The organism is Gemmatimonas sp. (genome assembly GCF_021298855.1).
GTDB lineage: Bacteria > Gemmatimonadota > Gemmatimonadetes > Gemmatimonadales > Gemmatimonadaceae > Gemmatimonas.
Map to the genome: position 1 here is coordinate 26,430 of NZ_JAJTHI010000034.1, position 25,835 is coordinate 52,264.

At 69.6% G+C, this 25,835-nt stretch carries 28 protein-coding genes; 10 read left to right on the forward strand and 18 right to left on the reverse strand.

The annotated features are described in order from the left end of the window. Positions 1-31 precede the first annotated feature (31 nt). Positions 32-1,219, reverse strand: a complete 1,188-nt coding sequence (gene nhaA, locus LW840_RS11510; protein WP_291260299.1) for a Na+/H+ antiporter NhaA — start codon at positions 1,217-1,219, stop codon at positions 32-34. A 140-nt stretch (positions 1,220-1,359) separates the two neighbouring features. Here nhaA and LW840_RS11515 point away from each other — a divergent pair, with 140 nt between their 5' ends. From LW840_RS11515 to LW840_RS11550, 8 genes are read left to right on the forward strand one after another with little or no spacing between them, the layout of a single operon-like run. Next, the gene (locus tag LW840_RS11515; RefSeq protein WP_291277015.1) at positions 1,360-2,880 is read left to right on the forward strand and encodes a S41 family peptidase; all 1,521 of its coding nucleotides are present in this window, start codon (positions 1,360-1,362) and stop codon (positions 2,878-2,880) included. After that, a complete protein-coding gene (locus LW840_RS11520; protein WP_291260297.1) occupies positions 2,877-3,389 on the forward strand; it encodes a hypothetical protein in 513 nt (170 codons plus the stop codon). The genes LW840_RS11515 and LW840_RS11520 overlap by 4 nt, the downstream gene beginning before the upstream one ends. 60 nt (positions 3,390-3,449) lie before the next feature. Further along, positions 3,450-5,645, forward strand: a complete 2,196-nt coding sequence (locus LW840_RS11525) for a hypothetical protein (RefSeq protein ID WP_291277016.1) — start codon at positions 3,450-3,452, stop codon at positions 5,643-5,645. Further along, the gene (locus tag LW840_RS11530) at positions 5,642-6,265 is read left to right on the forward strand and encodes a class I SAM-dependent methyltransferase (protein WP_291266226.1); all 624 of its coding nucleotides are present in this window, start codon (positions 5,642-5,644) and stop codon (positions 6,263-6,265) included. Before LW840_RS11525 ends, LW840_RS11530 begins: the two co-directional genes overlap by 4 nt. Before the next feature lie 2 nt (positions 6,266-6,267). Beyond that, positions 6,268-7,101, forward strand: a complete 834-nt coding sequence (gene epsC, locus LW840_RS11535) for a serine O-acetyltransferase EpsC (RefSeq protein ID WP_291266234.1) — start codon at positions 6,268-6,270, stop codon at positions 7,099-7,101. Between the two features lie 28 nt (positions 7,102-7,129). Then, positions 7,130-8,047 (forward strand): cysteine synthase A, encoded by a 918-nt coding sequence (cysK, locus tag LW840_RS11540; protein ID WP_291266225.1) that lies wholly within the window; start codon positions 7,130-7,132, stop codon positions 8,045-8,047. After that, complete coding sequence (locus tag LW840_RS11545) at positions 8,044-8,523, forward strand: hypothetical protein (protein ID WP_291266224.1); 480 nt, start codon at positions 8,044-8,046, stop codon at positions 8,521-8,523. Before cysK ends, LW840_RS11545 begins: the two co-directional genes overlap by 4 nt. A gap of 54 nt (positions 8,524-8,577) precedes the next feature. After that, positions 8,578-9,723 (forward strand): DNA recombination protein RmuC, encoded by a 1,146-nt coding sequence (locus LW840_RS11550; protein WP_291260292.1) that lies wholly within the window; start codon positions 8,578-8,580, stop codon positions 9,721-9,723. 69 nt (positions 9,724-9,792) lie between these two features. On the opposite strand, the gene LW840_RS11555 is transcribed toward LW840_RS11550, so the two are convergent. From LW840_RS11555 to LW840_RS11570, 4 genes are all read right to left on the reverse strand, one after another. After that, on the reverse strand, positions 9,793-10,422 hold the full coding sequence (locus tag LW840_RS11555; protein ID WP_291260291.1) for a hypothetical protein: 630 nt from the start codon (positions 10,420-10,422) through the stop codon (positions 9,793-9,795). Between the two features lie 89 nt (positions 10,423-10,511). Further along, positions 10,512-12,266, reverse strand: coding sequence for a putative ABC exporter domain-containing protein (locus tag LW840_RS11560; RefSeq protein WP_291277017.1), 1,755 nt, complete (start codon positions 12,264-12,266; stop codon positions 10,512-10,514). Next, the gene (locus tag LW840_RS11565; protein WP_291260289.1) at positions 12,263-13,009 is read right to left on the reverse strand and encodes an ABC transporter ATP-binding protein; all 747 of its coding nucleotides are present in this window, start codon (positions 13,007-13,009) and stop codon (positions 12,263-12,265) included. Before LW840_RS11565 ends, LW840_RS11560 begins: the two co-directional genes overlap by 4 nt. A 35-nt stretch (positions 13,010-13,044) precedes the next feature. Beyond that, entirely contained in the window at positions 13,045-14,007 is a 963-nt protein-coding gene (locus tag LW840_RS11570; RefSeq protein ID WP_291266221.1) for a hypothetical protein, read from the reverse strand. Between the two features lie 89 nt (positions 14,008-14,096). On the opposite strand from LW840_RS11570, the gene LW840_RS11575 reads away from it, so the two are divergent. Further along, a complete protein-coding gene (locus LW840_RS11575) occupies positions 14,097-15,356 on the forward strand; it encodes an HDOD domain-containing protein (RefSeq protein ID WP_291268753.1) in 1,260 nt (419 codons plus the stop codon). A 48-nt stretch (positions 15,357-15,404) separates the two neighbouring features. On the opposite strand, the gene LW840_RS11580 is transcribed toward LW840_RS11575, so the two are convergent. Continuing rightward, positions 15,405-16,274 carry a flagellar motor protein MotB gene (locus tag LW840_RS11580; protein ID WP_291268752.1) on the reverse strand — a complete coding sequence of 290 codons (870 nt, stop codon included), beginning with the start codon at positions 16,272-16,274 and terminating at the stop codon, positions 15,405-15,407. Between the two features lie 3 nt (positions 16,275-16,277). After that, positions 16,278-17,135 (reverse strand): flagellar motor stator protein MotA, encoded by an 858-nt coding sequence (motA, locus tag LW840_RS11585; protein WP_291260285.1) that lies wholly within the window; start codon positions 17,133-17,135, stop codon positions 16,278-16,280. A gap of 42 nt (positions 17,136-17,177) precedes the next feature. On the opposite strand from motA, the gene LW840_RS11590 reads away from it, so the two are divergent. Beyond that, a complete protein-coding gene (locus tag LW840_RS11590; RefSeq protein WP_291260284.1) occupies positions 17,178-17,837 on the forward strand; it encodes a hypothetical protein in 660 nt (219 codons plus the stop codon). A 2-nt stretch (positions 17,838-17,839) separates the two neighbouring features. Here LW840_RS11590 and LW840_RS11595 read toward each other — a convergent pair whose 3' ends face one another. The 11 genes from LW840_RS11595 to LW840_RS11645 form a co-directional block, all read right to left on the reverse strand. Beyond that, complete coding sequence (locus LW840_RS11595) at positions 17,840-18,112, reverse strand: carbon storage regulator (protein WP_291260283.1); 273 nt, start codon at positions 18,110-18,112, stop codon at positions 17,840-17,842. A gap of 2 nt (positions 18,113-18,114) precedes the next feature. Next, positions 18,115-19,563, reverse strand: coding sequence for a flagellar hook-associated protein FlgK (flgK, locus tag LW840_RS11600; protein ID WP_291266217.1), 1,449 nt, complete (start codon positions 19,561-19,563; stop codon positions 18,115-18,117). Positions 19,564-19,566: 3 nt separating this feature from the next. Further along, on the reverse strand, positions 19,567-20,112 hold the full coding sequence (locus tag LW840_RS11605; RefSeq protein ID WP_291266216.1) for a flagellar protein FlgN: 546 nt from the start codon (positions 20,110-20,112) through the stop codon (positions 19,567-19,569). Next, positions 20,112-20,459, reverse strand: a complete 348-nt coding sequence (locus LW840_RS11610) for a rod-binding protein (protein ID WP_291266215.1) — start codon at positions 20,457-20,459, stop codon at positions 20,112-20,114. The genes LW840_RS11605 and LW840_RS11610 overlap by 1 nt, the downstream gene beginning before the upstream one ends. After that, on the reverse strand, positions 20,456-21,550 hold the full coding sequence (locus LW840_RS11615; RefSeq protein ID WP_291277024.1) for a flagellar basal body P-ring protein FlgI: 1,095 nt from the start codon (positions 21,548-21,550) through the stop codon (positions 20,456-20,458). Before LW840_RS11615 ends, LW840_RS11610 begins: the two co-directional genes overlap by 4 nt. Positions 21,551-21,552: 2 nt before the next feature. Beyond that, positions 21,553-22,233, reverse strand: a complete 681-nt coding sequence (locus tag LW840_RS11620; protein ID WP_291266213.1) for a flagellar basal body L-ring protein FlgH — start codon at positions 22,231-22,233, stop codon at positions 21,553-21,555. A gap of 8 nt (positions 22,234-22,241) precedes the next feature. Continuing rightward, the gene (gene flgA, locus LW840_RS11625; RefSeq protein ID WP_291268750.1) at positions 22,242-22,781 is read right to left on the reverse strand and encodes a flagellar basal body P-ring formation chaperone FlgA; all 540 of its coding nucleotides are present in this window, start codon (positions 22,779-22,781) and stop codon (positions 22,242-22,244) included. Between the two features lie 24 nt (positions 22,782-22,805). Continuing rightward, positions 22,806-23,594: a flagellar basal-body rod protein FlgG gene (gene flgG, locus LW840_RS11630; protein ID WP_291260276.1), complete on the reverse strand. Its 789-nt coding sequence runs from the start codon at positions 23,592-23,594 to the stop codon at positions 22,806-22,808. 37 nt (positions 23,595-23,631) lie between these two features. Next, positions 23,632-24,372 carry a flagellar hook basal-body protein gene (locus LW840_RS11635; protein WP_291277018.1) on the reverse strand — a complete coding sequence of 247 codons (741 nt, stop codon included), beginning with the start codon at positions 24,370-24,372 and terminating at the stop codon, positions 23,632-23,634. A 178-nt stretch (positions 24,373-24,550) separates the two neighbouring features. Next, complete coding sequence (locus tag LW840_RS11640) at positions 24,551-24,991, reverse strand: hypothetical protein (RefSeq protein ID WP_291266210.1); 441 nt, start codon at positions 24,989-24,991, stop codon at positions 24,551-24,553. 61 nt (positions 24,992-25,052) lie between these two features. Next, a complete protein-coding gene (locus LW840_RS11645) occupies positions 25,053-25,835 on the reverse strand; it encodes a FliA/WhiG family RNA polymerase sigma factor (RefSeq protein ID WP_291277019.1) in 783 nt (260 codons plus the stop codon).

Genomic DNA, 25,835 nt, shown 5'->3' on the forward strand with positions numbered 1-25,835 from the left:
CGCTCACCCGCGGCTCATCCCCGCGCCGGTCTCATCCCACAGCGCTCACCACCGCCGCGGCGGACCGACGGGCCTGGCGCATGAGCACGGCCGCGCCAAGGATGCCGGTCAGCAGGGAGCCGCTCAGCACGCCGATCTTGGCGGCATCGAGCTGGGGACTCTCGCCGAACGCAAGACCGGCGATGAACAGGGCCATGGTGAAGCCGATGCCGCCGAGTATGGCGACGCCGAAGAGGCCGCCCCAGGTGCAATCGGCCGGCAGGTCGGCCCAGCGCGCCTTCACGGCAATCCACGCCGCGCCGAAGATGCCCAGGGGCTTGCCGATGAGCAGGCCGAGCATGGTGGCCGTGACCGCAGGCTGGGTGGCGAACGCGGCAACGTCCGAGGGGAGGGTGACGCCGGCGTTGGCCAGCGCGAAGATGGGCACGATGCCGAAGTTGACCGGGCGTGCGAGCACCTGTTCGATGCGGTGCTGCACGCTGTGCTCGCCGCGCGACGGAATGGTGAAGGCCAGCAGGACCCCGGCGATACTGGCGTGCACCCCGGATTTGTACACGGCGATCCAGAGCAGCAGCCCGCCCAGCAGGTACGGCCACACGGCGTGGACCTGTCGCTTGTTGAGCCAGAAGAGCACCAGCATGATGATCACGATGGCGGCCAGGGCGAGGGTGGCCACGCTGGGCGTGTAGAACACGGCGATCACGAGGACGGCGCCGATGTCGTCGGCAATGGCGAGCGCCGCCAGGAAGATGCGGAGGGCGGCGGGGACGCGATTGCCGAGCAGGGCGACGATGCCGAGGGCGAAGGCAATGTCGGTGGCCATGGGAATGCCCCAGCCGCGAGCGGCCGGGGTGCCCATGGCCACGAGCGCGTAGATGGCGGCGGGGAGGAGCATGCCGCCGGCGGCGCCAACCACCGGCAGCGCCGCCTTGCGCACGGAGGAGAGCGCCCCGTCCTGCAGCTCGTGCTTGATTTCGAGGCCGACGAGCAGAAAGAAGACGGCCATGAGGCCGTCATTGATGAAGTGCAGCGCCGACCACCCGGCCACCTCGGCATGGAGGAGCCCGTGATAGCTGGCTTGCGCCGACGAGTTGGCCCAGACGAGGGCCACCGCCGCGCACAGCAGCAGCAGCAGCCCGCTCAGCGCCTGACTTGGCGGCGGCGCCTTTTCGGAAACGTAGCCTTCCTCGATCACGTCTTCGGCAGCATCATGCATCATCACAACCTATCCTTGCACGCGGCCGCCGCCCATGGCGCGGTTGACGGATCTCCGCGTCGTGCGTTTGGTATGTACAGGTTCCCGCGCGGAATCAATGAGCGATTTCCGCCCTCCGGTTCCGTGTCACGAGTGCTCCCGCGATGTCGCTGCGCCGCCTCACCCACCCGCTGGTTCGTGTTCCGCTCGCCGTCGTGGCGATCGGCGGTGCGTTCGCGGGCGGTATCCGGTATGAGCGCGAGGCCACCCGGTCGCGTGACGAATGGGCAGACGCCCGCCTGCTGTCCACGGCCATCGATTCCGTGCGCGCCAACGCGCTCGATTCCCTCCCCAGCGACGAGCTGATCCGCCGCGCCGTCTCGGGGATGTTGCGGGAGTTGCAGGATCCCTATGCGGCCCTGCTGAGGCCCGACGGTTATGCCCGCTACCAGGGAACGCTGCAGGGCACGGGGCAGGGCATGGGACTGGTCATGCACCGTGACGGGGGCAGCTATCGGGTGACCCGCGTCGCACCGGGATCGCCGGCGTTGGCGGCCGGCGTGCGCGCGGGTGATCGCGTTCTGGCGGCCGACGGAGTCCCGGTCTCGGCGGCGCGTGACAGCAATGGCCGGGTGGGCGACAGTACGCGCCTGTCCGCGCAGCGGGTGCGGCTCACCCTCTGGCGCGCGCCGCACGGCGACACCGTGGACGTCATCGTGCAGCGCGGCGCGTGGCATGTGCCGGCCGTGAGTGAGCAGGGCATGCTGGCCGACTCGGTGGGGTACGTGCGGCTCGCAACCATCACCGCCGGGGCGGCCGACGAACTCGAGCAGGTGGTGGATGGGCTGCGCCACCGCGGCGCGCAGGCACTGGTGCTCGATCTGCGTGGCAACACGGGCGGACTTTTCGAGGACGGGGTGCGCGCCGCCGGCCTGTTTCTGCCGCGCGGCGCACTCGTGTCCTCGCTGATCGGACGCGGCGGTGCCGACGCGCAGCCATACCGGGTGCGGCATTCGCGCTGGAGTGAGCTCCCGCTCACCGTCCTGGTCGATGGCCGCACGGCAAGCGCGGCGGAGGTCATTGCGGCGGCGCTGCAGGATCACGGGCGCGCCCTGCTCGTGGGCGCCCCGACGTACGGCAAGGGACTCGTGCAGCGTGTGGTCCGGTTGTCGCCGGAACTGGCGCTGCGTCTGACCACCGCGCGGTGGCTCACGCCACGCGGGGTGGCGCTCGAGCGGCGCACGGGCAAGGGCGCAGCGGCCCGCGGCGGTCTCGCGCCCGATGTGCTGCTGGATGATGCGTCGCGGGTCGATCCGGCCGGGATGCCGGTCGGGTGGAGCGCATCGGCCTCGCGCCGGGCCCAGATGGTGGCTGATACGCTCGCCATGCGCGCCCTGCGACACGGGTGGGCCACTCGTCCGGCGCCGCTGCTGGAAGCGCACCTGCGTGATTCCATCATGACCATGGCACCGGCTCCCCGGCCTCTGCGCGCGGGCCGACAGGCCACGGCGCGTGCCGCCGCCTACGCGGAGTGGCTGGGCGTGACCACGCGGATGGCGATGGTGCGGGTGCTCGAAGTGCAGCGCGAGAGCGAAGCGCTGCTGCGGTATGCCGTGCGCGAGGATGCGGCGCTGCGCGCGGGGCTGGACGTGGTGGCGCCCGGCCTTACCCTGTCGCGACGATGATCCGACGCCGGCTCTCCGGGGCGCTCCTCTGGGGTAGCCTGATATTGCCGGCTGCGGGGCCCGCACACGGGGGGAGTGACCGTCTCGATGCGTGGATCGTGACCCGCTATCGCGGGGCGCAGCTGTTCCCCGATGCGGAGTTCACGGCCACGTCGCTGGCCACCAGCGGCCCACGGCCGCGCGTCGAAAGCGTGATGGCTGGTGGTCGTACGGACACCCTGCTGGCGGTGCATTTCAGCGCCATGTGGGCGGCACCCGCGCTGGGCAAGGCGGTGCGGGTCCAGCTGGCCGGCCCGTCGGGCATGCTCACTCCGGTCACCGCCCGCATCGTGGGACGGCGCGCCTTCCGGGCACCGCGAACCCCCGGCCCCTCCACCCTGCGCCCGGACTCCAACTGGCGCTATGGCTGGGCCTATCTTGCGATCATGCCGCACGACCCGACTCGCCCCGTTGCCCGACTGCGCGGCTGGCTGCTGCTCGAGCCTTCCTCTTCCGCGTCGACTCCCTGAATGTGTGACCCGAAGCTTCCCGCGCGCCGGGTCTCGCTCTCCGGAAGGCGAGTACGCGGGGTGCGACAGGCGCTGCTGGCCTGTGTCCTCTCGGTCGTCGTCGCGCCCGAGGCCGCCGCACAGGAGGCGGGCGCGGCGCCGTCGTCGCGCGTCGCCGGCGGCGTCTGGCGTGACCCGGCCGCCGATTCGCTGGTGGCGCGCGCCATCGCGCGGCGCGGACGACAACTCGCCGACAGCACCCTGCTCAGCTACCAGGCGGACGCCCGCGGCTTTCTCGCGTTTCTGGCGCAGCTTGGGGAGGGCGTGGTGATTCCGCCGCGCGTGGTCCAGAGCGAGCAGCTCGCCCTGAAAATCTCGTGGTGGCAGCCGGGACGCAGTGCGCAGCGACTGGTGGGACGCCGAGATACCACGCTGCTTCCCGCCGATGTGGGCTACTACCGCGATCGCTACGGGGTGGTGCTCGACAACCTGCCCGATCGCATTCGTCTGGGTGACGGACAGGATGTGCGCGATGTGGCGCATCCGCTGGGAGCCACGGCGCCGCAGCAGTACGAGTACACCATGGGCAGCGCGGTGCGCATCGGCTTGCAGGGGCGCGACATTCTGGTGGACGAGGTCAAGTTCCGGCCGCGCGACGGCACGTTGCCCGGCGCGATCGGTTCGGTGTACCTCGATCGCGAAACGGCGGCGGTGGTTCGCCTGTCCATGACGTTCACGCGCGCGGCCATTCTCGACAAACGGATCGAGACCCTGGTGGTGACGCTCGAGAACGGTCTCGTGCGCGAGCGGTACTGGCTGCCGCGCCGTCAGGAAGTGGAAGTGTCACGCGGCAGCACCTGGTTCGACATTCCGGCGCGCGGCATCGTGCGCGGCCGGTGGGAGATTGCCAACTACGACGTGAACGAGCGCATCCCACCCGAAACCATGCTGCTGCCACGCTGGAGTTCGGTGCCGCGGGATTCGCTGCGGGCGCACCCGTTCGAAGGGCGGGTCGTGGACGCGTTGCCTCCCGAGATCCAGATGGCCAGCAGCGAGGAGGTGGTGCGCGCGCGTGTGGAGGCGGAACACGCCGTGCGCGCCGCCATGCTGGTGCGTCCCGCCACGGCATCGGTGACCGGGCGCGGTATCAGCGACTTCGCGCGCTACTCCCGCGCCGAAGGACTTGCCCTCGGCGTGGGCGGCGCGCACACAACCCGCTCGGGGCTGCTGCTTCAGGCGCGTGTCCGCGTGGGGTTCAGCGACGAGCAGCTCAAGGGGCAGCTCAGTCTGGCGCGCGTGCCTACGTTCGGGCGCGTTCCCCCGTGGCAGCTGTTCGTGGAGCGCGAGTATCGGGATCTCGCCTTCGCCGAGCGCTCGGGGGTGGCGAACTCTCTGGCGGCAGGGCTCTTCGGCAGCGACTTCACCAACCAGGTGGATACGTGGGCCGCCGGTGTGCAATGGCGCACGCATCCCGCCAGCCGGTTCACGTGGCGCGTAGCGGCCGAGCGAGATCGCGCCACCGATGTCTGGTCATCGGGCCCGCTCCGCGGACGCTTTGAACCGACGCTCAAGGCCTGGCCGCTCACGGGTGCTCGCGCCGAAGTGCGTGGAAGTGGGGGATGGGTGGCGGCCGAGCCCATGGGGTGGCGCGGTACCTGGCAGCTCCTGGCAAGTGCCGGCGCGTATCGCGGGCGCTTCACCACCATGCGCTCCACGGTGCTCGAGGCGCAGACGCGCACCGTGGAGCCGGTGGTGGGCCGGGTGCAGGGGCTGCTGCAGCTGACCCGGCCGCTTCCCCACGATCAGGCGCTCTTCTTCCAGAGCTTCGCCGGCCTCGGGGGTGGTCAGGTCGTGCCGCCGCAGTGGCGGCTGTTTGCCGGCGGCCCATGGTCGGCGCCAGGATACGAGTACCTGTCGTTCTCGTCGGGGGCCATGGCGTCGCAGCGCGTGGAGTGGCGTCTGCCGGTGTGGGGGCCGTCGATTCCGCTGGGGCGATTCGGCAAGAGCCCGCCTCGCGTGGTGCTGGCGCCCTACGCGCAACTGCTCGTCACCGCGCGCACGCGCGTCTTCGATGCCGGTGACCCGTCGTTCCTCGTCACGCCGCAGAGCGGCGGGCCGGCGCTGCGTACGCCGCGCCCTGCCGGTGGGTACGGGTCTGTGGGACTCGGCGCGCTCTTCTTCTACGACCTCGTGCGCGTGGATGTCGCGCGCGGACTTCGCGGCGGGACATGGCGCTTCAACGTCGATATCGATCGCAGCTTCTGGGGCATGCTGTGAGCACGACCGGCGCAACCAAGGCGTACGACCAGGCCTACTTCGACAAGTGGTATCGCCATCCGCGGCACCGGGTGAAGTCGGCAGCGGAGCTGGCGCGTCAGGCCGCCTTCGTGCTGCGCACGGCGGAGTTCGTGCTGGGGCGCCCCGTGCGCACTGTGCTCGACGTGGGCTGTGGCGAAGGGCAATGGCGCGCGGCGCTGCGCCGGCATCGTCCATCGGTGCACTACGATGGGGTGGATCCCAGTGCGTATGCGGTGGCACGCTACGGCGCGCGTCGCCGCCTGCAGCTGGGGGGGATCGAGTCGCTCGACACGTTGGCGCTGCGAAACGAATACGACCTGGTGATCTGCTGCGGCATGCTCAACTACCTCGACGCCGCCGCGCTCACTCGCGGGGTGGCGCAGGTGGCGCGCCGCACCGGTGGGGTGGCCTACCTGGAGCTGTTCGCCCGCGAGGATGCATTCGAGGGGGATACCGACTGGCCGGCGCCGAAGCCGGCGCAGTGGTACCGCGACCTCATGCACGAGGCGGGGCTGCTGGCCATCGGTATGCAATGCTACGTGACCCAGGCGGCACGCGACCGGGTGTCGGCGCTGGAACACCTCGAGACGTCGGCGTGACCATGCAGCACGATGCACCGTCGTGGCGCGATTTCCTGGCGGCGCGCAAGGCCGAGCGTCAGGCCTGCGACGCGCCGCGTCCGTTGCGGGCGCTGGCCGAGGAGTTCGCCTTTCGCACGCTCGCGCTCCTGTTCCCGCAGTTCGCGCATCCGTCGCGGCTGGGCGCCCACGGCGTGGATGACGAGGCCGCGCATCTGGAAGCGCTGCTGCGGGCCGCCATCACGCCGCTGGTGCCCCACGCCGAAGGCGTGGTGGACACCGTGCTGTCGCGGCTGCCCGCGGTGCACGCCGCGCTGGTGCTGGATGCCGAGGCCATCCTGCGCGGCGACCCGGCGGCAGAGAGCCTCGAGGAGGTCATCGTGGCGTATCCGGGCTTCCTGGCCACGGCGGTCCACCGGGTGGCGCACGAGCTGTACCGGCTCGACGTGCCGTTGTTTCCGCGTGTGCTGTCGGAGTGGGCCCACCGGGAAACCGGCATCGACATTCACCCCGGGGCGCGTATCGGCACCGGGTTTGCCATCGACCATGGCACCGGCGTGGTGATCGGTGAAACGAGCGAGATCGGTGATCGGGTGCGCCTGTATCAGGGCGTCACGCTGGGGGCGCTGGCCGTGAGCAAGAAGCTGGCGAACCGCAAGCGGCATCCGACGATCGGTCACGACGTGGTGATCTACGCCAACGCCACGATCCTGGGGGGCGACACGGTGGTCGGCGAAGGGTCGGTGATCGGCGGCAACGTGTGGCTCACCACCTCGGTGCCGCCGCGCAGTGTGGTGCAGTTCAGCAGCCGCGTCGAGCAGCGCGGCGGTGATGATGGATTGGAGTTCCACATCTGACGGACCACCTGCGACGCGGGGCCACGTGATGAAGGCACACACCATTCTGGAGACGATCGGCCAGACGCCGCATGTGCGGTTGCAGCGCCTGTTCGATGCACGCCTCGAGGTGTGGATGAAGCTGGAGCGCGCCAATCCCGGCGGCAGCATCAAGGATCGCATTGCCCTGGCGATGATTGAGGATGCCGAACGCCGGGGCGTGCTCACGCGGGAGAGCGTGATCATCGAACCCACGTCGGGGAACACGGGGATCGGTCTGGCCATGGTGGCGGCGGTGAAGGGGTACCGGCTCGTGCTCGTGATGCCGGACAGCATGAGCATCGAGCGTCGGCGCATCATGGCGGCGTACGGCGCCACGTTCGACCTCACGCCGCGCGCGAACGGCATGAAGGGGGCCATTGCGCGCGCGCACGAGTTGGTGGCGCAGACGCCGGGGGCGTGGATGCCGTCGCAGTTCGACAATCCGGCCGCCGTGCGGGTGCATGCCGACACCACCGCCCGGGAGATCGTGGCCGACTTTCCGGAGGGCTTCGACTACCTCATCACGGGGGTCGGGACCGGCGCACACATCACGGCTGTCAGCGAGGTGCTGAAGGCGCAGTGGCCCTCGCTGCAGACCCTGGCCGTGGAGCCTGCGAAAAGCGCGGTCATCAGCGGGGGCGCGCCCAGCCCGCACCGCATTCAGGGCGTGGGAGCGGGATTCATTCCGGGCAATCTGCGTCTGGACACATTGAATGGCACCGTGCCGGTGAGTGAGGAAGACGCGTTCACGTACGCCCAGCGGGCCGCGCGGGAAGAGGGGCTGTTCATCGGCATTTCGAGCGGCGCCTCGCTGGCCGCCGTGGCGCAGAAGGCGCCAGAGATGCCGGATGGTGCGCGCGTGCTTACGTTCTGCTACGACACCGGGGAGCGGTATCTGTCCATCGAGGGCCTCTTCCCGGCGTGATCCCCACTCCGGTCGTCGATGCCGTCGTAATGCCCACTGCCCAGCACCAGCTCGATACGTTCCTCGACAAGTTCGCCCCGGAGATCGCCGCGCATGCGCGCGCGGTGCTCGACCGTGCCCGGTACTTCGTCCCCGGCGCCATCGAGTTGATCTATGACAATTATCATGCGCTGGTGGTGAGTTTCGGGCCCACGACGCGCGCCGCCGACGCGGTGCTGTCGGTGGCCGTGTATCCGCGGTGGGTCACCCTGTTCCTCATGCATGGCGCGGCGGTGGACGATCCGTTTCGTCTGTTGCACGGGACGGGGAGCGCGGTGCGCGGGGTGCGCATCAAGTCGCTGGCGCAGTTCGACGACGAGCACTTGCAGATGCTCGTGGAAGCGGCGGTTGCCATGGCCCCCAAGCCCATCGACGAGACGCGGGAGCGCCTGCTGGTCATCAAGTCGGTGTCGGACAAGCAGCGGCCGCGTCGCTGAGATCGCTGCCGCGCGGCGCGGCTTTTGTCCGTCCGGCGTGTAGACTGCATGCCCATGGACACACTCTCTGCCCTGCTGTTGGTGGCCTCAGGCGCGCTGGCAGGCGCGCTCATCGCGTGGATCGTGACCCGGCGCATTGCCGGGGCTGAGCAGGCGCGCGCGCTGAGTGAGGCCGAGGCCAGGGCGCGGTCGGAGGAAACCGTGCTGCGAGAGCGGCTCGCCCGTCACGAAGCGGAAGCGGCGCTGACGGCACGCCACGGCAATGTCGCGGAGCTCCTGGCGCCCATTCGTGACACGCTGATGCGCTACGACGAAGCCCTCGGGCAGCTGGGGCGTGCGCAGGCGCAGGTCGCCGGCCAGATCGGCGAGCGACTCGAATCGGTGGTGCTGTCGGGCGAGCAGCTGCGCCGCGAAACGCAGCAGCTGTCGCAGGCACTCCGTGCGCCAACGGTACGTGGGCAGTGGGGGGAGTTGCAGCTCCGCCGGGTGTGCGAGCTGGCGGGCATGCTGGCGTATTGTGACTTCGAGCCGCAGGTCACCGTGCGGGGAGACGACGGCGCGCTGCGCCCCGACCTCATCGTGCGACTACCGGGAGCGCGCCGCCTGGTGGTGGACGCCAAGGCACCTCTCAGCGCGTATCTGGAAGCGTCGGCGGCGGCCGACGAGCGCACCCGGGCGGCGCGGTTGAGTGAGCATGCGGCGCACGTCAAGAGTCACGTGCAGAAACTCAGCGCGAAGCGGTATTGGGCGCAGTTCCCTGATGCGCCCGACTTCGTGGTGCTGTTTCTGCCGGGCGAGGCGTTCTTTGCGGCGGCACTCGATGCCGACCCCACGTTGCTGGAGAGCGCACTGGGTGAGCGCGTGCTGCTGGCCACGCCAACCACCCTCATTGCCCTGCTCAAGGCGGCCGCCTACGGATGGCGTCAGGAGCGGATCGCCGAAGAAGCGGAGCAGGTGGCGCTGCTGGGGCGTGAGCTGCACGATCGCCTGGCCGTGTTTGACGACCAGTTGATGGAGCTCGGCAAGGGGCTGCAGCGCGCCGTGGCGAGCTACAACCGCGCCCTCGGCAGTCTCGAGACGCGGGTGTTGGTGACCGCGCGCAAGCTGGGAGAGCGCGCGGGGGTGGCGTCTGCGCTCGCGCCACTGGAGCCGCTCGATGTCGACGTGCGCCCCCTCGGGGAAGAGCGCCACACCCCCTGAACACCGGGGCACTCGGCGAAGCCGATGCCGGTCTGCACGCTCGGCACGGCGTCGTTCCGAGGTGCGTGTTCAGAGCGAACCGAGCAGATCGTCGATGGCCTTGCGGTCGGCATCCTCCAGCGATTCGGCGCCGTGAATGATGCGCTGCAGGATGTCCACGGCTTCCGCGGCCAGATCATCCGGGTGACGGCGATCCTTGGCAAAGCGCACGATATGGCCGAGCAGGATCGTTTCGAAGGGCGTCTCCTCTCCCTCCTCGTCCTCGTCGTCCTCGTTCCCGTCGTCCTCGTCGTCGTCCTCGTCGCCGGCGCCCAGTGACGCCTCATAGCTGGGCACGCTTTCCTTCCACGGCTCGGCGTTGTGCACGTCGGACTCGAGCAGTGAGCGCGGCACGAGAGCAAAGAGCCGGCACTGCAGCCCCGGGGCTTCTTCGTATGCGAAGAGGCCAAGCGGTACCGGCTCATCGAAGAGCCGCAGTTCCACGAGGCGGGCGATCGCCTCGGCCGGCATGGCGCTGCGCGCCACCATACGGCCATCGATGTACGCCGCGAGTGCAGACGACTCGGGCGCACGCGCATCGTCGAGCTGGGCGATGCTCACCGACACGGGTTCGCGCGTGGTCACGAAGACCGCGGGGCGGGCTTCACCTTCATCGGGCGCGGGGAGGTCGTCGGCGGGATCGAATTCGTCAGCGGACATCGGCAGAGAGCGTCACAAGCGCGGGAATACCAGTTACTGCCGCAGGTTAGATACCTGACCGGCGCCCCGGAAGGGGACTTCACGCGGCCTCAGGGGGCCGCGGCCACCTCGTTCACATCAGTCTGCTCGAACACCGTGCCCAGCCATCGCAGGACGGGCCACAGCTCCACGGCGATGATCGTTGCCGCGAGCGTTGTGGCGGCGAGGACTGACCAGCCGCCCCAGTCGTTGGCCAGCCAGAGGACGAGCGCCCCGGCCCCCACCGGAAAGACCAGCGCAACGGCGGCCACCAGCGTGGTCGCCGCGGTGGTGAGCAAGTTCTGCCCCATGGTTTCGAAGCCGCGACTCTCGGTGCCAAGGCGCACCCAGGCAGGGAACAACAGCGCCGTCCCGTTCTGGATGGTGAACATGAGCGCGTTGAACGCCGGCACGCCCACCATGACGGAGACGAGCATGGGCACCGTGGCGCCGCTTTGGACCAGCAATCCCGGGTCCTGCAGGAACATGACCACCGGTACCAGCAGCAATGCCCAGATGGTGATGGAGTGCAGTACGGTTACGGCCGCGATTTCTGCCGCGACAATACGCCACCCGTCGAGCGGATAGGTCTTGAGGACGGCGAGCCGGGGAAGGTCGAGCCGCAGGTCAAAGCGCATCCAGAGGGGGCCGATGAAGAGCAGCATGGCCCCCCACCCGATGGCTACCCCCATGAAGGCATCACCGGCGCGCGGGGAGGCTTGCCGGGTGATCAGGGCGAGTGCCGTGAGCCCCACCACGAACGTGATCAGCTGGGTCTTCCACGCGCCCCCGCGCAGGGCGGCGGCGACGTTCTTCCAGGCGATCGCCACTTCGGGACGACCGTGCAGCGCCAGCGCGGGGACTGCGACCAGCGTGCCCTTCCGGGAGCGCGCCTGGCCCATCTGCGAGGCGCGGAAACGCTCCAGGCGGGCCGCCCGGTGTTGTGTGGCCTCCAGCGCCGCTTCCTCGAAGGCGGAATCGAGACGCACGAGCCACAGGTAGTGCCCCAGCGCGATGAGCGTACCCCAGAGCAGCGCCACCGACCACGCCGGCGTACCGGCGCGTACGATGGGGTCGATGAGCAGGCGAACCGGAAACAACGCCGCTGCCGGAATGGGCGACTGCAGTGCGTCGGTGAGGGTGCGCATGACCACCGCGATGCCGCCGTCGCCGGCATCACGCAGATCGGGGATGGCGGTCACGATCCCGAAGACCACGGCCCCCACGAGCCCTGCAAAGATGATGCCGGGGACCAGCACACGACGCCAGCCGGCACGTCCATGCTCGACGGCGCTCGCGCGCACGATTGACGCCCCCACGCGGTGCATGGAGAGCGTGGAGAAAAGCAGCCACCACCCCAGTGCGCGCTCCCAGGTCGCCAGCTCACCGGCATTGCCGCGGAAGATGACGCTGAAGACGATGGTGTTCACGAAGATGGCCAGCTGCATGCGCAACAGCTTCGTGTGCACGAGACCGCGCCGACTGATGGGGGCAGGAAAGAGGAACTGCACCTCGGACGGTGTGAAGGCGAGCACACTGCGATCGGCACCGAAGAGCCACCAGCGTGCCGACGACAGCAGCACCAGGGTACTCACGAGGACCACCGTGGTATCGGCACGCAGCAGCTGCGTGAGCGAGGGCCCGTTGGCCTGCGTGTTGCGAAAAAGCGCCCAGTACAGATACAGCACGCCCAGCACGACGGCGACGATGTAGCGCGGACTCCGGATGCGCGCCGCCTGGGAACGCGCCCGGTTCACGAAACTGCGCGCATACAGGAAGAGCAGGGCCGCCGCGGGGGCGGGGTGACGCTGGCGCCCGTCGATCACGCGGCGGAGAGGTCGGTGCTCGCGGTATCGCCGGTGAGCGCGATGAAGATCTCCTCCAGCGTGCGGCCGGCCAGCTCGGGGCGCTCGGCGACGATGTCGGCGATGGTGCCCAGCGCGACCATCTGCCCGCGGCGGATGACGAGGAGGCGCGTGCAGAGCTCCTCGACCAGGTGCAGGAGGTGGGAGCTGAGAATGACCGCCGTGCCTTCGCGCGCCCGCGCCGTGATGGTCTCCTTCATGCGGCGAATGCCCACGGGGTCGAGCCCGGTGAGCGGTTCGTCGAGCAGCAGGGCCGCTGGCCGATGCAGCAGCCCGCAGGCAATCGCCAGCTTCTGCTTCATGCCGCGCGACAGTTCGGGCGGGAGGGCGTCGCGCTTGCCGGAGAGTTCGAGTTCCTCGAGCAGCAGCGGAATCTGCGGCGCCGCATCGGGGACGCCGTAGAGGCGTGCCACGAACTGCAGGTGTTCGGTGACGGTGAGATAGTCGAACAGCTGCGGTTCATCGGGGATGAACGCGAGCCGGGCCTTGGCGGCCACCGGATCACGCTGCAGGTCGATGCCGTCAACGGCGATGCACCCCGAGGTGGGCTGGAGGATGCCCGCCAGCGCACGCAAGGTGGTGGTCTTGCCGGCCCCGTTGGGCCCCACCAGTCCCAGCACATCTCCGGGCGCCACCTGAAACGAAAGCGACTGCACCGCCACGGTGTCGCCGTAGAGCTTCGTGTACCCGGAAACGTCGATCACTTAGAAGAGACGGCGGAGGGGAGCCCGGCAACGACTCATGGGGCGGGCGGCAGCGACACCGGCGACGAGAGGGTGGCGGTCAAGGTAGCGCCTGCGGCGAGGCATCGCTCGGTGGTTCGGGCGCGGGCGGCCATGACGGTACCGGCCGCGGCACCACCGGCCGCCCCGATGACGGCACCGCGCGCCCCTCCTCCCATGACCCGCCCCATGATGCCGCCGATGATGGCCCCCGTAATGACTTTCCCCTTGTCGCTGCCCCCCGTGGAGACCTGCCGCTCGGTGACACTCGACGTGGTCACGCGCACCGAGCCGTCGGCGGGAATGAATTCGCCCTGGAGCTGCAGCCCGCGCAGCCGGAACTGGACTTCGCCAGTGAGTGAATCGACGCGGGCGATTTCCACCAGCACCGGCGTGCCGGCGGCCAGCGACACGCCGTCTGGGGACGTGACCTCCTGACCCAGCGACATGACGAGGCGATCGCCGCGGCGATAGGTCATGGTGCAGATGGCTTCCCGGGTGGCGCCGGTCAGCTCCGTGCCCGCCGCCAGTGTGCGCCCACGGCCGGCGGGCGCCGGCGTGTCGGTGGCACCGCCGCCGTCCATTGGTGCGGGTGCCGCCGCCGCCGGCGCGGGTGCCGCCGCCGGCTGGGGCACAGGCTGGGGTACAGGCTGGGGTACCGGCTGGGGCACGGAACGCGAGGGCGCCGCGACGGGGGCTGGCGCCGGTCGTGGTGTCGCTGCGCTGGCGGGAGCCGGCGCCGGCCTCATGGGCGCGGGGCTGGACACCGCAGTATCACCGATGGCGACGGTCGAGGTGGTCGATGCCGCCAGCGTGAGGTCGCGCGCGAGCGCCGTATCAATGGCGGCGGCGTCCGCAGGGGGCGACTCGCCACACCCGGTCAGCAGGATCCACCCCAGCAGGGGGGTGGCCGCGCGGTGGAGGATTCCGCCGCGCCATCGGCCGCCACGCACGCCGCGCCGAAAGTGAAGTTGCGCCATATGGAAGACGATAGTCGAAACATGGAGTGCCGCGCCACCGCTTCGTACGCCCGGGCGCGGCTTGCGTTCCCCCAGCCCTATCCCGGTTGATGCCGTCCAGCTCTGTCGACGAGACACCGCGCACCGCCGTGCAGCAGGTCTTCGTTGCCCGCCAGCCGATCTTCGACGTTCAGGACACCCGCGTGGCCTACGAACTGCTGTACCGGGCCACCCGCGAGGCGACGCACGCGCATGAGGGGGCGCCGTCCCAGACCCTCCTGTGCGGGGATACCGCCCTCCATTCGATGCTGTCCATCGGCCTGGAGCGACTGACGGGCGGAACGACGGCCTTCGTCAACATGACCGAAGCGCATCTGCTGGGGGGGCTGTACAAGATCTTCGAGCCGCGCACGGTGGTGCTCGAGTTGCTGGAAACGGTGGACGGGACGCCGGAGGTCGTGGCGGCCTGCGAGGCCGCGGTCGCCGCGGGGTACACCCTCGCGCTGGATGACTACGACGGACGGGCGTCCCTGGACGTCCTGCTGCCATTCGCGACGATCGTGAAGGTGGACGTGCTGAACCGCGACCTGCACGCGCTGGCTCCCATGATCCGGGGCTTGCTGGGGCGCGGCCTCGTGGTGCTGGCGGAACGGGTGGAGTCGCGGGAGGTGCTGGCGACGGCGCGCGAAATCGGCTGCACCCTCTTTCAGGGGTACGTGTACAGCCGGCCGGAGACGCTCGATGGGCGCACCGTCAACGTGCACCAGGCAGCCGTCTTCCAGATCATGGCCCTGCTCAACAAGCCGGAGACCCCCGAAGCGGCGCTGGATGAGGCGTTTCGCAGTCACCCATCGCTCTCCCTGTCGCTCCTGCGCATGGTCAACTCGGCGTCGTTCGGCGGGCGGGGGGTGGATTCCATTCCGTACGCCCTCCGCGTCGTGGGACGCGAAGTGCTGTCGCGCTGGATGCTGGTCATGCTGGCGGTGAGCGTCAGCAGCCGCAGCGCGGTGGCCCACGAAGCCGTCCTGCAGGCCCTGGTGCGCGGACGGTTTTGCGAATTGATCACCGCGCGCAGTGCCACCGGTGACCCGGGAGCGCGCTTCCTGGTGGGGTTGCTCAGCCGCATGGATGCGCTGCTGGGCCTCCCGATGGATCAGGTGCTCGACCGCCTGCCGGTGAGCGACGAGGTGCGCGCAGCGCTTCTGGAGCGGACCGGTATCCATGCCCCGACGCTCCGGCTGGCCGACGCCTATCAGAACGGCGAGTGGGCGGTGGTGGACGCGCTCGGCGGGGACGCGGCGCTTTCCGGTCTCTACGCGGAGTCGGTCCTCTGGGCGCACGACCGCCTGTCGCCAGGGACGCCGTCGTAACGCGCCTGATCAGCCCCCTGCCTGGGGGGCGCCCTCGTCACGCGTCCGTCAGAACGCCTTCTTGAGGGGGGCCGTCAACGAGGTGACCAGCGAGTCGCGCTTCTGCGTGGCCAAGGCCTCGGCACTGGGAGCGCTTTCGGGCGTTTGGGAATACGGCAACAGAATGGAGATGCGGCGGTTGCTCGGGGCCATGCGATCGTCCGGCACCCGCGGGTGCGTGTCCGCGTAGCCGCGCACTTCCACCACCCGACCGGGCGCCACGCCCGCGGCCTGCAGGACGCGACGTGCGGCATTGGCGCGGTCGGTCGAGAGTTCCCAGTTGGTGTACGCCGCATCCTGCCCGAACATCGCCCCGTCGGTGTGTCCCTCCAGCACCACCGGATGGCCGCTGGCCCCCAGTTCCGTTCCCACCAGCTGCAGCGCGAGCATGGTGGCGGCATTCATGCGCGCCGAGCCGAGCGCAAAGTACACGTCGCCGCGGCCCGATTCCACCAGCTCGATGCGCAGCCCCTCGCGGGTCACCTGCACATCCACCACCGCATTGAGCTGCCTCATTGAATCGCTGGCGGCCAGCTTGTCGAGGATCGTCTTGCGCAACTGCTCGAAGGTGCGCTGCTCGGTGGTGCGCAGCATCATGCGCATGGGCGTGCGCTGGATGGGTGAGGGCGCCGTGCCGACGCTGAGCGGACTCGACCCCGAGCCGAACCCCTTCTTGTAGCCGACGGGGTTGGAGAAGTAGCCCTCGACGGCCTGCTTCGTCTTCTCGTCCATGCCCAGGATCCACATCACCATGAAGAAGGCCATCATGGCCGTCACGAAGTCGGCGTACGCGACCTTCCACGAGCCGCCGTGATGCCCGCCGCCGCCGGCGACCTTCTTCTTGACGATGATGATCTTCTTGCCACCGCGTGCCGCCATGACTCAGGCCACCCGCTTGCGCGTGAGTTCCTCGAGCTCGGCGAAGCTGGGCCGCTCATGGGGCTCGATGTTGCGGCGCGAGAACTCCACCGCCGTCATGGGCGCATCGCCACGCGCAAACGACAGCAGTGCCGTGCGGATGCACAGCATGTAGTCATGCTCCGCGTGGATGCGGGTCTCCATGGCCTTGGCGATGGGGCCGAACACGCCGTAGGCCAGCAGGATGCCGATGAACGTGCCCACGAGCGCCGCGGCCACCTTCTCACCGATCTCAGAGGCCGCGCCGCCGATCGAGCCCATGGTGATGATGACGCCGAGGACGGCCGCGACGATGCCGAACCCCGGCATGGCGTCGCCCACGGTGGTGATGGCGTGCGGTGCCAGCATCTGCTCGTGGTGATGCTTCTCCAGATCGACGTCCAGAATGTCCGCGAGGTTGTGATCTTCCACCGTGCCGGTGAGCAGCACCTTCAGTGTATCGCAGAGCAGCGCCGTGGCGTGGTGATTGGCCAGGAAAGAGGGATACCGCTGGAAGATGTCGCTCTTCTCGGGCTCCTCGATGTGCGCTTCCAGGCCCACCAGACCGTCCTTGCGCACCTTCTGGAAGACCTCGTAGAGTACCTCCAGCAATTCCGCGTACGCTTTGGAACCATACGGGTTGGGCTTGAGCAGCCCCAGCAGCTGCGCCACGCACGCTTTCAGCACCGCCGGTGGGTTGCCAATGATGAGCGTCCCCAGTCCCGCGCCGCCGATGATGATGAACTCGGTCGGCTGCCAGAGCACCGCGACTTCGCCATGGTGCATGACGTAGCCACCGATGACTGAGCCGAAGACGATCACCAAGCCGATGATGACGAACACGCGAACGATTCCGGGGTGCGGGTGAAGGGGGCAGAGAGCGTCGTGCCCGATCCGGAAACCGGGGCCGAGCGCTGGCTCTCCATTCAGGACGAATTACTGCGCAGTCTGGCACACACGATCAGCAACCGGCTGGCGACGATCAGCGGCATGGCCGGTCTGCTCGAGGGCGGCGAGGTGCCGGAGGCCCGGATGCTCGATGGGCTGCGGCAGGCGGCGGAGCGGCTCGAGCATGCGCTGCAGCAGCTCCGGCGGTTACCGCGCCGTCCGGACGCCGCGCCCGAGCCCATGCTGCTGGCCGATGGTCTCGACGCGGCGCTGGAACTCGTCGCGGAGCATCCGCTGCTGCGATCGCGCGCCGTGGGCCGGGAGGTCGTCGGGGACGTCCTGCCGGTGCGGGCCGAACCCCAGGCGGTGGTGCACGCGGCGTGCGTGGCGCTGCTGGCGGCGGCCAGTCGTGGTCCCGGGGCGCTGGTCGTGTCGCTGGAGACGGTGGCCGATCGTGTGTACCTCAGGGTGCGGCGTGAGGGGCCGGCCGACGCCGACCTGGCCGTCCCAGAGGGCGAGATCGATCCGGCGCCGCTTACCGATGCCGGCGTCCTCGCCTGGTTGCTGGCAGCCAGCAATGGCCACGCGGTGGCCGTGCCCCACGGCTGCGGGTTTTCCCTCCCCACGTTGGCGGCAGCACGGCGACGCGGGGGGTAACACTACGCCGTGGTCCCGGGATGGGCAGCGGGCCCCGGGGGGACCGCCGCGCCCGGTGGACCGAGAGTGGCGAGCCACGCCTCGGCCCCCGAGACACTCGCGGCACGCTGGTTCTGCTGTGCCACCTGCTGGGCGATCTCGCCGCGGAGAATCTTGACGTCGGCCGGGGCCTCGATGCCCAGGCGCACCCCGCCACGATCGCACGACACGACCACGATGCGGATGCCGCCGTCGATCAGAATCGCGTCGCCCTCACGCCGTCCGAGAATGAGCATCGTCAGACCAGATTGACCAGCGTATCCAGCATCTCTTCGGCGACCTTGATCATCTTGGCCGCCGCCTGAAAGGACTGCTGGGCACGCAGCATCTTCACGAGCTCCTCGTCGGTGCTCACGCCGCTCACGGCCTGCCGGCGCAGGTCGGCCTGATCCGTGAGGGTCGTGGCCACGGTGGCCTCGTCGGCGGCCGACGCGGTCTGCAGGCCAACCCGTGTCACGAGGCCGCGGAAGAACCCGACGAACGAGCCGGTCTCCGTGGCGCCGGTGGGCGTGGTAAAGGAGACCGTGTTCTCCGCGGTGCGCAGCGCCGAGAGCGCCTGCGCCACCGTGTTGTCGGTCGGGGCGTTGGCGTTGCCGGAGGCCGCGATCCTCGACGGATCGGCGATGATCGTGCTGTGCAGCTTCAGGGTGGCGGCCGAGACCGGCACGGCCAGGGTGCCGGGGTCGAAGAAGTTGCCGGCGGCGACGCCGGGGATCGCGCTGCCGGTGAACGTGAAGCCCCCGCTGTGCGCCGTGTTCACGGCGCTCACCAGCTGGCTGGCCATGGCGTCGAGCCGATTGCGGACGCCAGGGATCTCGGTGTTGATCACCGTGGCCATGGCCTTCAGCTCACCCGCCAGCGGGAACAGCCGGTCGGGGGGATTCCCGAGGCGGATGCGGACCGGCAGGTCGGTGAGCGGGGTCGCCGGCAGCGGGTCGGGGATCTCCAACTCCATGGACACCGCCACCGCGGTCGCGCCGTCAACGAGCGTCGAGTTGCCGATCAGCACCGACACCGTGCCGTCGGGCTGCGGCAGGGCCCGCGCCCCCGCGAGCTTCGAGAGCTCGTCGAGCTTCAGATCGCGCAGGTCGCGCAGGTCATTGGCGCTGTTGCCGCTCGACTCCGCACCCACGATGCGCACATTCAGGTCGGCCACCTGGGTGGCCAGCGCCGAGATGCGCTCCACCGTGTTGCCGAGCCGTTCGAGGGTGCTCGAGCGCAGCGTGGTGAGCTGCGTGTCATAGCCATTGAACAGCTGGCCCAGCTGCCGACCGCGCTGCTGCACGACGGCGCGCGCGGCGAGGCTGCTCGGCTGGGCCGAGAGATCGCTCCACGCGTTCCAGAACTGGTCGAGCGCGTTGGTCATGCCGGCGTCGCTCGGTTCGCCAAAGACCGCCTCGAGCTCCTGCATGAGGTCACGGCGCATCCCGGCATCGCCCGCCTGCCCGTTGGCGGTCCGGAAGGACTCGTCGAGGAGGATGTCGCGCTTGCGGACTACGGTGGACACGTTGACGCCGGTGCCCACGTTTCCGTAGGGCATGCGCAGCGGCGTGTTCGCCGTGAGCACGGCCTCCTGACGCGAGTAGCCTGGCGTCTCCGCATTCGCGACGTTCTGCGCGATGGTCTGGAGCGCGGTCTGGTGCGCGACGAGCGCGGAGCGGGCGATGCTGAGCAGGCCGGTGTTCATGGGTCAGGCTCGGCGATTGACGAGCACGCCGCGCGGCGCGCCCGGCCCCGGGGGCACGAGCCCCTCGGTGGCATAGGTGGTCGGACTGGCAGGCCCGCCGACGAGCGTCTGGACATGCTGGTCGGTGCTGGTGAGCGCCTCCCGCAGCAGCTGGCGGTTCATGCTCACCTCCCGGGTGAGGGTGTCGGCGGCCTGCTGCAGGCGCTGCCGCGCCTCGTGGAACTGCTCGTCCACCAGGTCGCCGAGCACATCCTCCACCTCGCGCAGGGTCATCTCCTCGGAGCCCCCGACCAGCACGTTGAGCTGGCGGCGGCGCTGCCGGGCCTGGCCGAGGGTGGCGAGGATGCGGTGGGTGGCGAAGGTGCTGTCGTCGACCCCCTGAATGTCGTCGGCGCTGACGGCGGCCCGTTGCCGGCGCATCTGCGCGATGAGCTCATCGAGCAGGCGCCGTTCGCTGACCAACGCATCGTGCAGCGCGGCGAGCAGTGCCGAGGCCTGCAGTCCGGCGCGGGGCGCGGTTTCCTGGGCGTACATGGTCGAGAGCGACATCAGCGGATCGTGGAACTGGAAGGCGATGGGGAAGGCGCGGCCGCCAGGCGACCACGCAGTTGGCGATATACGGACTCGGCGAGCCCGCCCTCCCATTGGTTGGGAGTCTCGGCAGCCAGATGCTGATCCATCAGTCCCGTGAACATGTCTTCGCCGGCGTTGGCCGAAACGATGCCGTCCTGCTGGGGAACGGTCTCGCGCATCGCCTTGAAGAGCTGTTGGACGAACAGGCCCTCGAGCTGCTTGGCGGTCTCGCGCAGCGCCCGATCGGTGGCCGGCGCGATCGGCGGGGCCACGGGGGGCGTGACCGTCACCACGGAGGCCCGGGGGCGTACGGGATCGGTCACCGGACGATGATCTCCGCGCGCACAGCGCCCACCTCGCGCAGGGCGGCAAAGATGGCCGCAATCTCACTGGCCGGGGTCTGTACCGCGTGCAGGGCCGAGGCCACGCGCTGGACCGGGATACCGGCGGGCAGGCGCACGCTGCCCGGAATGGCCGCCGTGTCGTTGGGCTCGAGGGCGCCGATGGCGAGCGTGATGGCGCCGTGGCTGATGGTGGCGGCGCCCACCACCATATCGCCGCCCGCCACCACGGTGCCGTCGCGCCCGTCGATAATGATGCGGGCCCGGGCTTCCGGGGCCACGGCCAGATCCCGGATCCTGGCCATGGCAACCGGCTTGGCCACCGAATCGGCAAGGGTGACGATCACGGACCCCTCGTCCTCGACGACGGCAGTCTTCTCTCCCATCGCGCCGTTGATCGCCGTGGCAATGCGGCTGGCCAACCCCAGATCGGGCTCGCGCAACAGGAGCCGCGAGGTGGCGCCGATGGTCGGACGGGGCAGGTCGGCCTCGAGGACACCGCCCGTGGGAATCCGCGCGGCGGTCTCGTGCGTTGGCGCGAAGCGCGTCGTGCTGCCGCCCTGACTGATGAGGAGGGCGCCCTGCGCGCTCGCGAGCGGCGGTCCGTTCGGGTCGGCCACGAGCGGCGTCATGAACAATGTCCCGCCCTTGAGCGAGCGCGCATCCCCCATACTGGACACCTGGACCTCGAAGCGTCCCCCGGCGCGGAGAAACGGAGACACCTCCGCCGTCACGAGCACCGCCGCGACGTTGCGCATGCGAATGAGGTCGGCCGGCACTTCCACGTTGAAGCGGCGGAGAATGTTGATGACACTCTGCACCGTGGGGCCGCCGGTCTGTCCCCCGATGGCCCGGTCACCGGTGTTGTCGAGCCCTACCGCGAGCCCGTAGCCCACCAGGCGCACCGGCAGGGCCCCTTCGGCCTGGGTCAGGTCCCGGATCTTGACGTCGTTCTGGGCGACGACCAGTGACGGCGTGAGGAGCAGCAGGGCGATGGCCGCTGCGACGGTGCGGAGCAGGCGGACGGTGTCGTGGGCCACCACGCGGCCCCTGCGCGAGCGGAGCAGCAACATGTTCACGGCCACACCATCCCGAGGACCTTGCTGATGATGCCCTGCTTGGGTTTCCCGAGCGGGCCCGGCGAGGCGTAGCCCAGTTGGGCGTCGGCCACGCGGCTCGACTCGATGAGGTTGGTGACGGAGACGTCCTGCGCCCGCACCCACCCGGTGAAGACGATGTCCTGCATGGCCCGGTCCACGTCGATCTTCTTGGTCCCCTTCACCTGCAGCAGGCCGTTCGGCCCCACCGCGACCACGCGCACACTCATTTCGTTCTGGAACCGGTTCTCGCGCCGCGCCTGGCCGCGCTGCGTCTGGTCGGCGTTGTTGCGGGCGTCGATGTTCGCGGATTGGCTGCTGCCGGGGATGCGCGCGTTCAGTCCGAAGCCGCGGTTCCGCAAGTCCTGGTTGAGGTTCTCCTTGACCGCCGTGCTGATCGTGTAGTCGTCGATGAGCACGGTGATGATGTCGCCGACCGCAAACTGGCGACGGTCGCTGACCCAGGCGTTGCGCGGCGGAGGAGCGGTGATGACCGGGGCGTTGGCTGCCGGGGCGTTGGCTGCCGGGGCCGTGGCTGCCGGGGCCGTGGCCCCGGCGGCCTGACCACTGGGGGGTTGGGATGCCGCCTGCGCAGACACCGCGAACGGGGCGAACGCGAGAGCGGCGGCGAGGGCGCGCGGTGAGCGCTGACGGGACATGGGGAGTCTCAGCGAAGGCGAACGGTATTCGGCGCCACGGCGATGCCGTCGAGCCGGCGGGTGCGATCGATGCGGACGCCCACGGGGGCGCCAAGGGCGGCGGTATTGGTGGCGACGCCACTCAGGACGAGCGTAAGCGGCCCATCCTGCCAGACGGCGGTCACGGTCGTGCCACTCGCAATTACAGGCGGCGGCGTAACGGCCGGGGCACGGAGCACGTCGCCGACGGCGATGGGCCGCCGTGCGATCCACCCGACCTGTGCCCGCGTGGTGTCGGGGGCGATGCCGTTCCAGCGCCAGGTGATCACGGTGTCCGCCACTCCGATATCCTCCGCGCGCAGCGTGTCCCCCCGCCCGAGCGGGCGGAGCGCAACCGCGACGGTTACCCGGCGCTGGTCGGCGCGCAGCGCGCCGGCCATGTCGGGCCGCGCGCGTGGCGCCTGGGCCGCGAGCCCCATGGGCAGCAGCCCCGCGAGTCCCGCGACCGCGAGGAGCGACCGCCGGGACGCGGCGGCGCGCGTGGTCGGGCGATGGGTTGGCGAGTGCATCAGAACGTCCGTGTCCCGTGCGGCTTAGTTCACGATGTTGTTGGCGATCTGGCCCATCTCGTCGGCCGTCTTGATGGACTTGGAGTTGATCTCGTATGCGCGCTGCGCGGCGATCATCTCCACCATCTCCTGCACGATTTGCACATTCGAGCCCTCGAGGCTTCCCTGCTGCAGGCGCCCCATGCCGTCTTCATTGGCGAAGCCGAGGATCGGCTGGCCCGAGGCCGTCGTGGCCATGAGCATGTTCTGGCCGAGGTTGAGCAGGCCGCTCGGATTGGCGAAGCGCGCCAGTTCAATGCGTCCCACCTCGGTGGGCAGCAGCTCCGTTCCCCGCTTGACGCTCACCACCCCCGCGCCGGAGATGGTGAGCTCGCTGCTGTCTACCGGAATGCGTACCGGGGGCTGAACGGCGTAGCCGGCGCTCGTGACGAGGACGCCCTGGTCGCTGATCTGAAAGCTGCCGTCGCGCGAGTACCCGAGCTCGCCGTTGGGCAGCTGCACCTGGAAGAAGCCCTCGCCTTCGATGGCCACGTCAAGGTTGCGCCCGGTCTGTTCGATGGGGCCCTGCTCGTGCAGTCGCTGGACGCCGGAGAGCCGGGTGCCGCGGCCGACCTGGATGGCCGGCAGCGTCTCCGCTTCCGTGCCGCCGATGACCTGCTGTCCCTGAATGGTCTGGTAGAGCAGGTCCTCGAACTGTGCCCGGCTGCGCTTGAAGCCGGCCGTGTTCACGTTGGCGAGGTTGTTGGCGATGACTTCGGTGCGGGTCTGCTGCGCCATCATGCCGGTCGCGGCGGCGCGAAGTGCGGGATTCATGGATCAGGTCTCCGGTGCGTGCTCGTGGCGGGCGTGCTTAAACGGGCTTGGCGAGGTCGGTCACGGCGATACCGCGCACCGCATCAATGGTGGACAGCGTTTTCTGCGCGGCCTGATAGCGGTGCAGCACGCTCAGCATGTCGGTCATGGCCGCCATCGGGTTGACGTTCGACTCCTCGAGGAATCCCTGCTGCACCCGGCGTTCGGCGGGTGGGATGGCTTGCCGGGAGGCCTCGGGCACGAACAGGCTGCCTCCCTCGTGCTGGAGGTCGGTGCCACTCGGCACCCGCTCGAGGCGCAGGCGGGTGAGCGGCTTGCCATTCACGGCGATCTGACCGGCGGCGTCGATCTCCACCACGCCGCTGGGCGGAATGGTGATCGGTCCGTCTTCGCCCAGAACCGGATTGCCGCGGCTGTCGACCAGCTGGCGTTCGGGGCTGAGGCGGAAGCTGCCGTTGCGCACGAACCGTTCCCCCCCGGGCGTGTTCACCACGAAGAATCCGTCACCCTCGACCGCGAGGTCGAACGGGTTGTGGGTCTGGGTGAGCGTACCGGCCGTGAGGTCCACGGCGGTGTCGGTGGCCGCCAAGGCGTTGTCCATGAGCCGCGAGAAGGCCATTTCCGCCTTGAAGCCACGGGTGGACGCGTTGGCGAGGTTGTTGGCGAGCACCGCCTGCCTGCGCTCCAGCATCTGGAGCGCCGCCGCCGCACTGCTCAATCCGTTGGTTTGGACGGGACCTGGCATGTCGTAGTCGGTAAGGGGACACGAACTCGCCACGGAGAAAAGCAATGGTCGGGCCACGAGGGCCCGACCTGAGGAATTGACTGTAAGCTATTGAAATACAACAGCTTGAAGTTCTGCTGGGTTCGGGTGGCGGCGGCGCTGGACCAACCGCCGGCACGGCAATTCATGCCGGCACCCGGTGGGGGCGGCTGCTATTGCCGTGCGGCAGGCGCTACCGTGCCGCGAGGGGGCCGCCGTGGATCTCGAGCAGCATCGAGACGGCGTCGAGCGGCAGGCCGGTTTTCCTCGCGATCTCGGCCGGGGCGGCGCCAGCGGCGGCCAGCGCCCGCACGGTGCGCGGTGTCTTACCGACCCGTCCGCCGCGCAGGGAGATCGTCGGGGGCGCGGCCGTGGCCGGGCGCGGTGCGCCATGGTGCGCGTGCGCCAGCGCAGTGCGGCGTCCCCGCCGTTTCCGGAGGGCGCTCCCCATGTGGCGCAGCGGTTCGGCGAGCAGCGCGGCGGCGGTCGCCGCTGCCAACGTGGCGAAGGCCGCGAGCCGCTGGTCCGGCGACACGCTGGGCGACATCAGGAACGCGCCGATGGCCAGCCCGATGATGCTGACGCCGACGCCGAGGGCGGTCATCTGCAGGGTTTCCTTCCAGACCTTCGACATGCGGAGCCTCAATGGTAGGGTCGGGCCGTGCGCGGCAGGCGCCGGCATCGGGGGTCGTGCGTCAGACGTCGCGAAGTGGCTTGAGCTCTACACGCAGCTTGCTCAGCGCCTTGCTGCGAATCTGCGAGACGCGGCTTTCCGTGAGCTCGAGCACCTTGGCGATCTCGTGCAGCTTGAGCTCCTCGAAGTAGTAGAGCGAAAGGACGATGCGCTCCTGCTCCTTGAGCCGGAGGATCGCGTCCTTGAGATGGGCGACCTCCTGCTCGTGCGTGAGTGACGCCTCGACGTCGCTCGCCTGCTCACTGGTCAGAGTTTCCGCCGGCACGGGCGCCGTGCTTTCCCGGTCGCCCGGGGCCCGGTCGAGCGGCACGTGATGGGCGCCTTCGACGTCGGCCTGCCATCGCCAGAGCGTGTCCACATCCACGCCCAGCTGGGTGGCCAATTCGCGGTCCTCTGGTGCGCGGCCATGCGCCCGCTGAAAGGCTTCCCGGGCGCCGGTGATTTCGCGGGTTTTGCGCCGGACGGAGCGCGGCACGTGATCCTGCTTGCGCAGCTCGTCGAGAATCGCACCACGAATGCGTGGCGCCGCGAAGGTGCTGAAGGCCAGGCCGCGGGTGGCATCGAAGCCTTCGAGGGCGGTCATGAGGCCGATCGTCCCGGCGCTCACGAGTTCGTCGAAGTCGGTCCGCACGGCGAGCGTGCGCGAGACTTGCCGGGCCACGTGATGCACGAGACCGAGGTGCTCTTCGAGCAACCGGTCGCGGGCAACCGCGTTCCCTGCCTGATAGGATTGCCAGAGATTGGCGTTCATGGCCGTGGAACCGGAGGGAGCAGCGAAAGACAC

Bases quoted from the DNA above. Each gene is read 5' to 3' on its own strand.
- nhaA (WP_291260299.1), bottom strand. From the start codon at position 1,219: ATGATGCATGATGCTGCCGAAGACGTGATCGAGGAAGGCTACGTTTCC.
- LW840_RS11515 (WP_291277015.1), top strand. From the start codon at position 1,360: ATGTCGCTGCGCCGCCTCACCCACCCGCTGGTTCGTGTTCCGCTCGCC.
- LW840_RS11520 (WP_291260297.1), top strand. From the start codon at position 2,877: ATGATCCGACGCCGGCTCTCCGGGGCGCTCCTCTGGGGTAGCCTGATA.
- epsC (WP_291266234.1), top strand. From the start codon at position 6,268: ATGCAGCACGATGCACCGTCGTGGCGCGATTTCCTGGCGGCGCGCAAG.
- cysK (WP_291266225.1), top strand. From the start codon at position 7,130: ATGAAGGCACACACCATTCTGGAGACGATCGGCCAGACGCCGCATGTG.
- LW840_RS11550 (WP_291260292.1), top strand. From the start codon at position 8,578: ATGGACACACTCTCTGCCCTGCTGTTGGTGGCCTCAGGCGCGCTGGCA.
- LW840_RS11555 (WP_291260291.1), bottom strand. From the start codon at position 10,422: ATGTCCGCTGACGAATTCGATCCCGCCGACGACCTCCCCGCGCCCGAT.
- LW840_RS11570 (WP_291266221.1), bottom strand. From the start codon at position 14,007: ATGGCGCAACTTCACTTTCGGCGCGGCGTGCGTGGCGGCCGATGGCGC.
- LW840_RS11575 (WP_291268753.1), top strand. From the start codon at position 14,097: ATGCCGTCCAGCTCTGTCGACGAGACACCGCGCACCGCCGTGCAGCAG.
- LW840_RS11580 (WP_291268752.1), bottom strand. From the start codon at position 16,274: ATGGCGGCACGCGGTGGCAAGAAGATCATCATCGTCAAGAAGAAGGTC.
- LW840_RS11595 (WP_291260283.1), bottom strand. From the start codon at position 18,112: ATGCTCATTCTCGGACGGCGTGAGGGCGACGCGATTCTGATCGACGGC.
- flgK (WP_291266217.1), bottom strand. From the start codon at position 19,563: ATGAACACCGGCCTGCTCAGCATCGCCCGCTCCGCGCTCGTCGCGCAC.
- LW840_RS11605 (WP_291266216.1), bottom strand. From the start codon at position 20,112: ATGTCGCTCTCGACCATGTACGCCCAGGAAACCGCGCCCCGCGCCGGA.
- LW840_RS11615 (WP_291277024.1), bottom strand. From the start codon at position 21,550: ATGTTGCTGCTCCGCTCGCGCAGGGGCCGCGTGGTGGCCCACGACACC.
- LW840_RS11620 (WP_291266213.1), bottom strand. From the start codon at position 22,233: ATGTCCCGTCAGCGCTCACCGCGCGCCCTCGCCGCCGCTCTCGCGTTC.
- flgA (WP_291268750.1), bottom strand. From the start codon at position 22,781: ATGCACTCGCCAACCCATCGCCCGACCACGCGCGCCGCCGCGTCCCGG.
- flgG (WP_291260276.1), bottom strand. From the start codon at position 23,594: ATGAATCCCGCACTTCGCGCCGCCGCGACCGGCATGATGGCGCAGCAG.
- LW840_RS11640 (WP_291266210.1), bottom strand. From the start codon at position 24,991: ATGTCGAAGGTCTGGAAGGAAACCCTGCAGATGACCGCCCTCGGCGTC.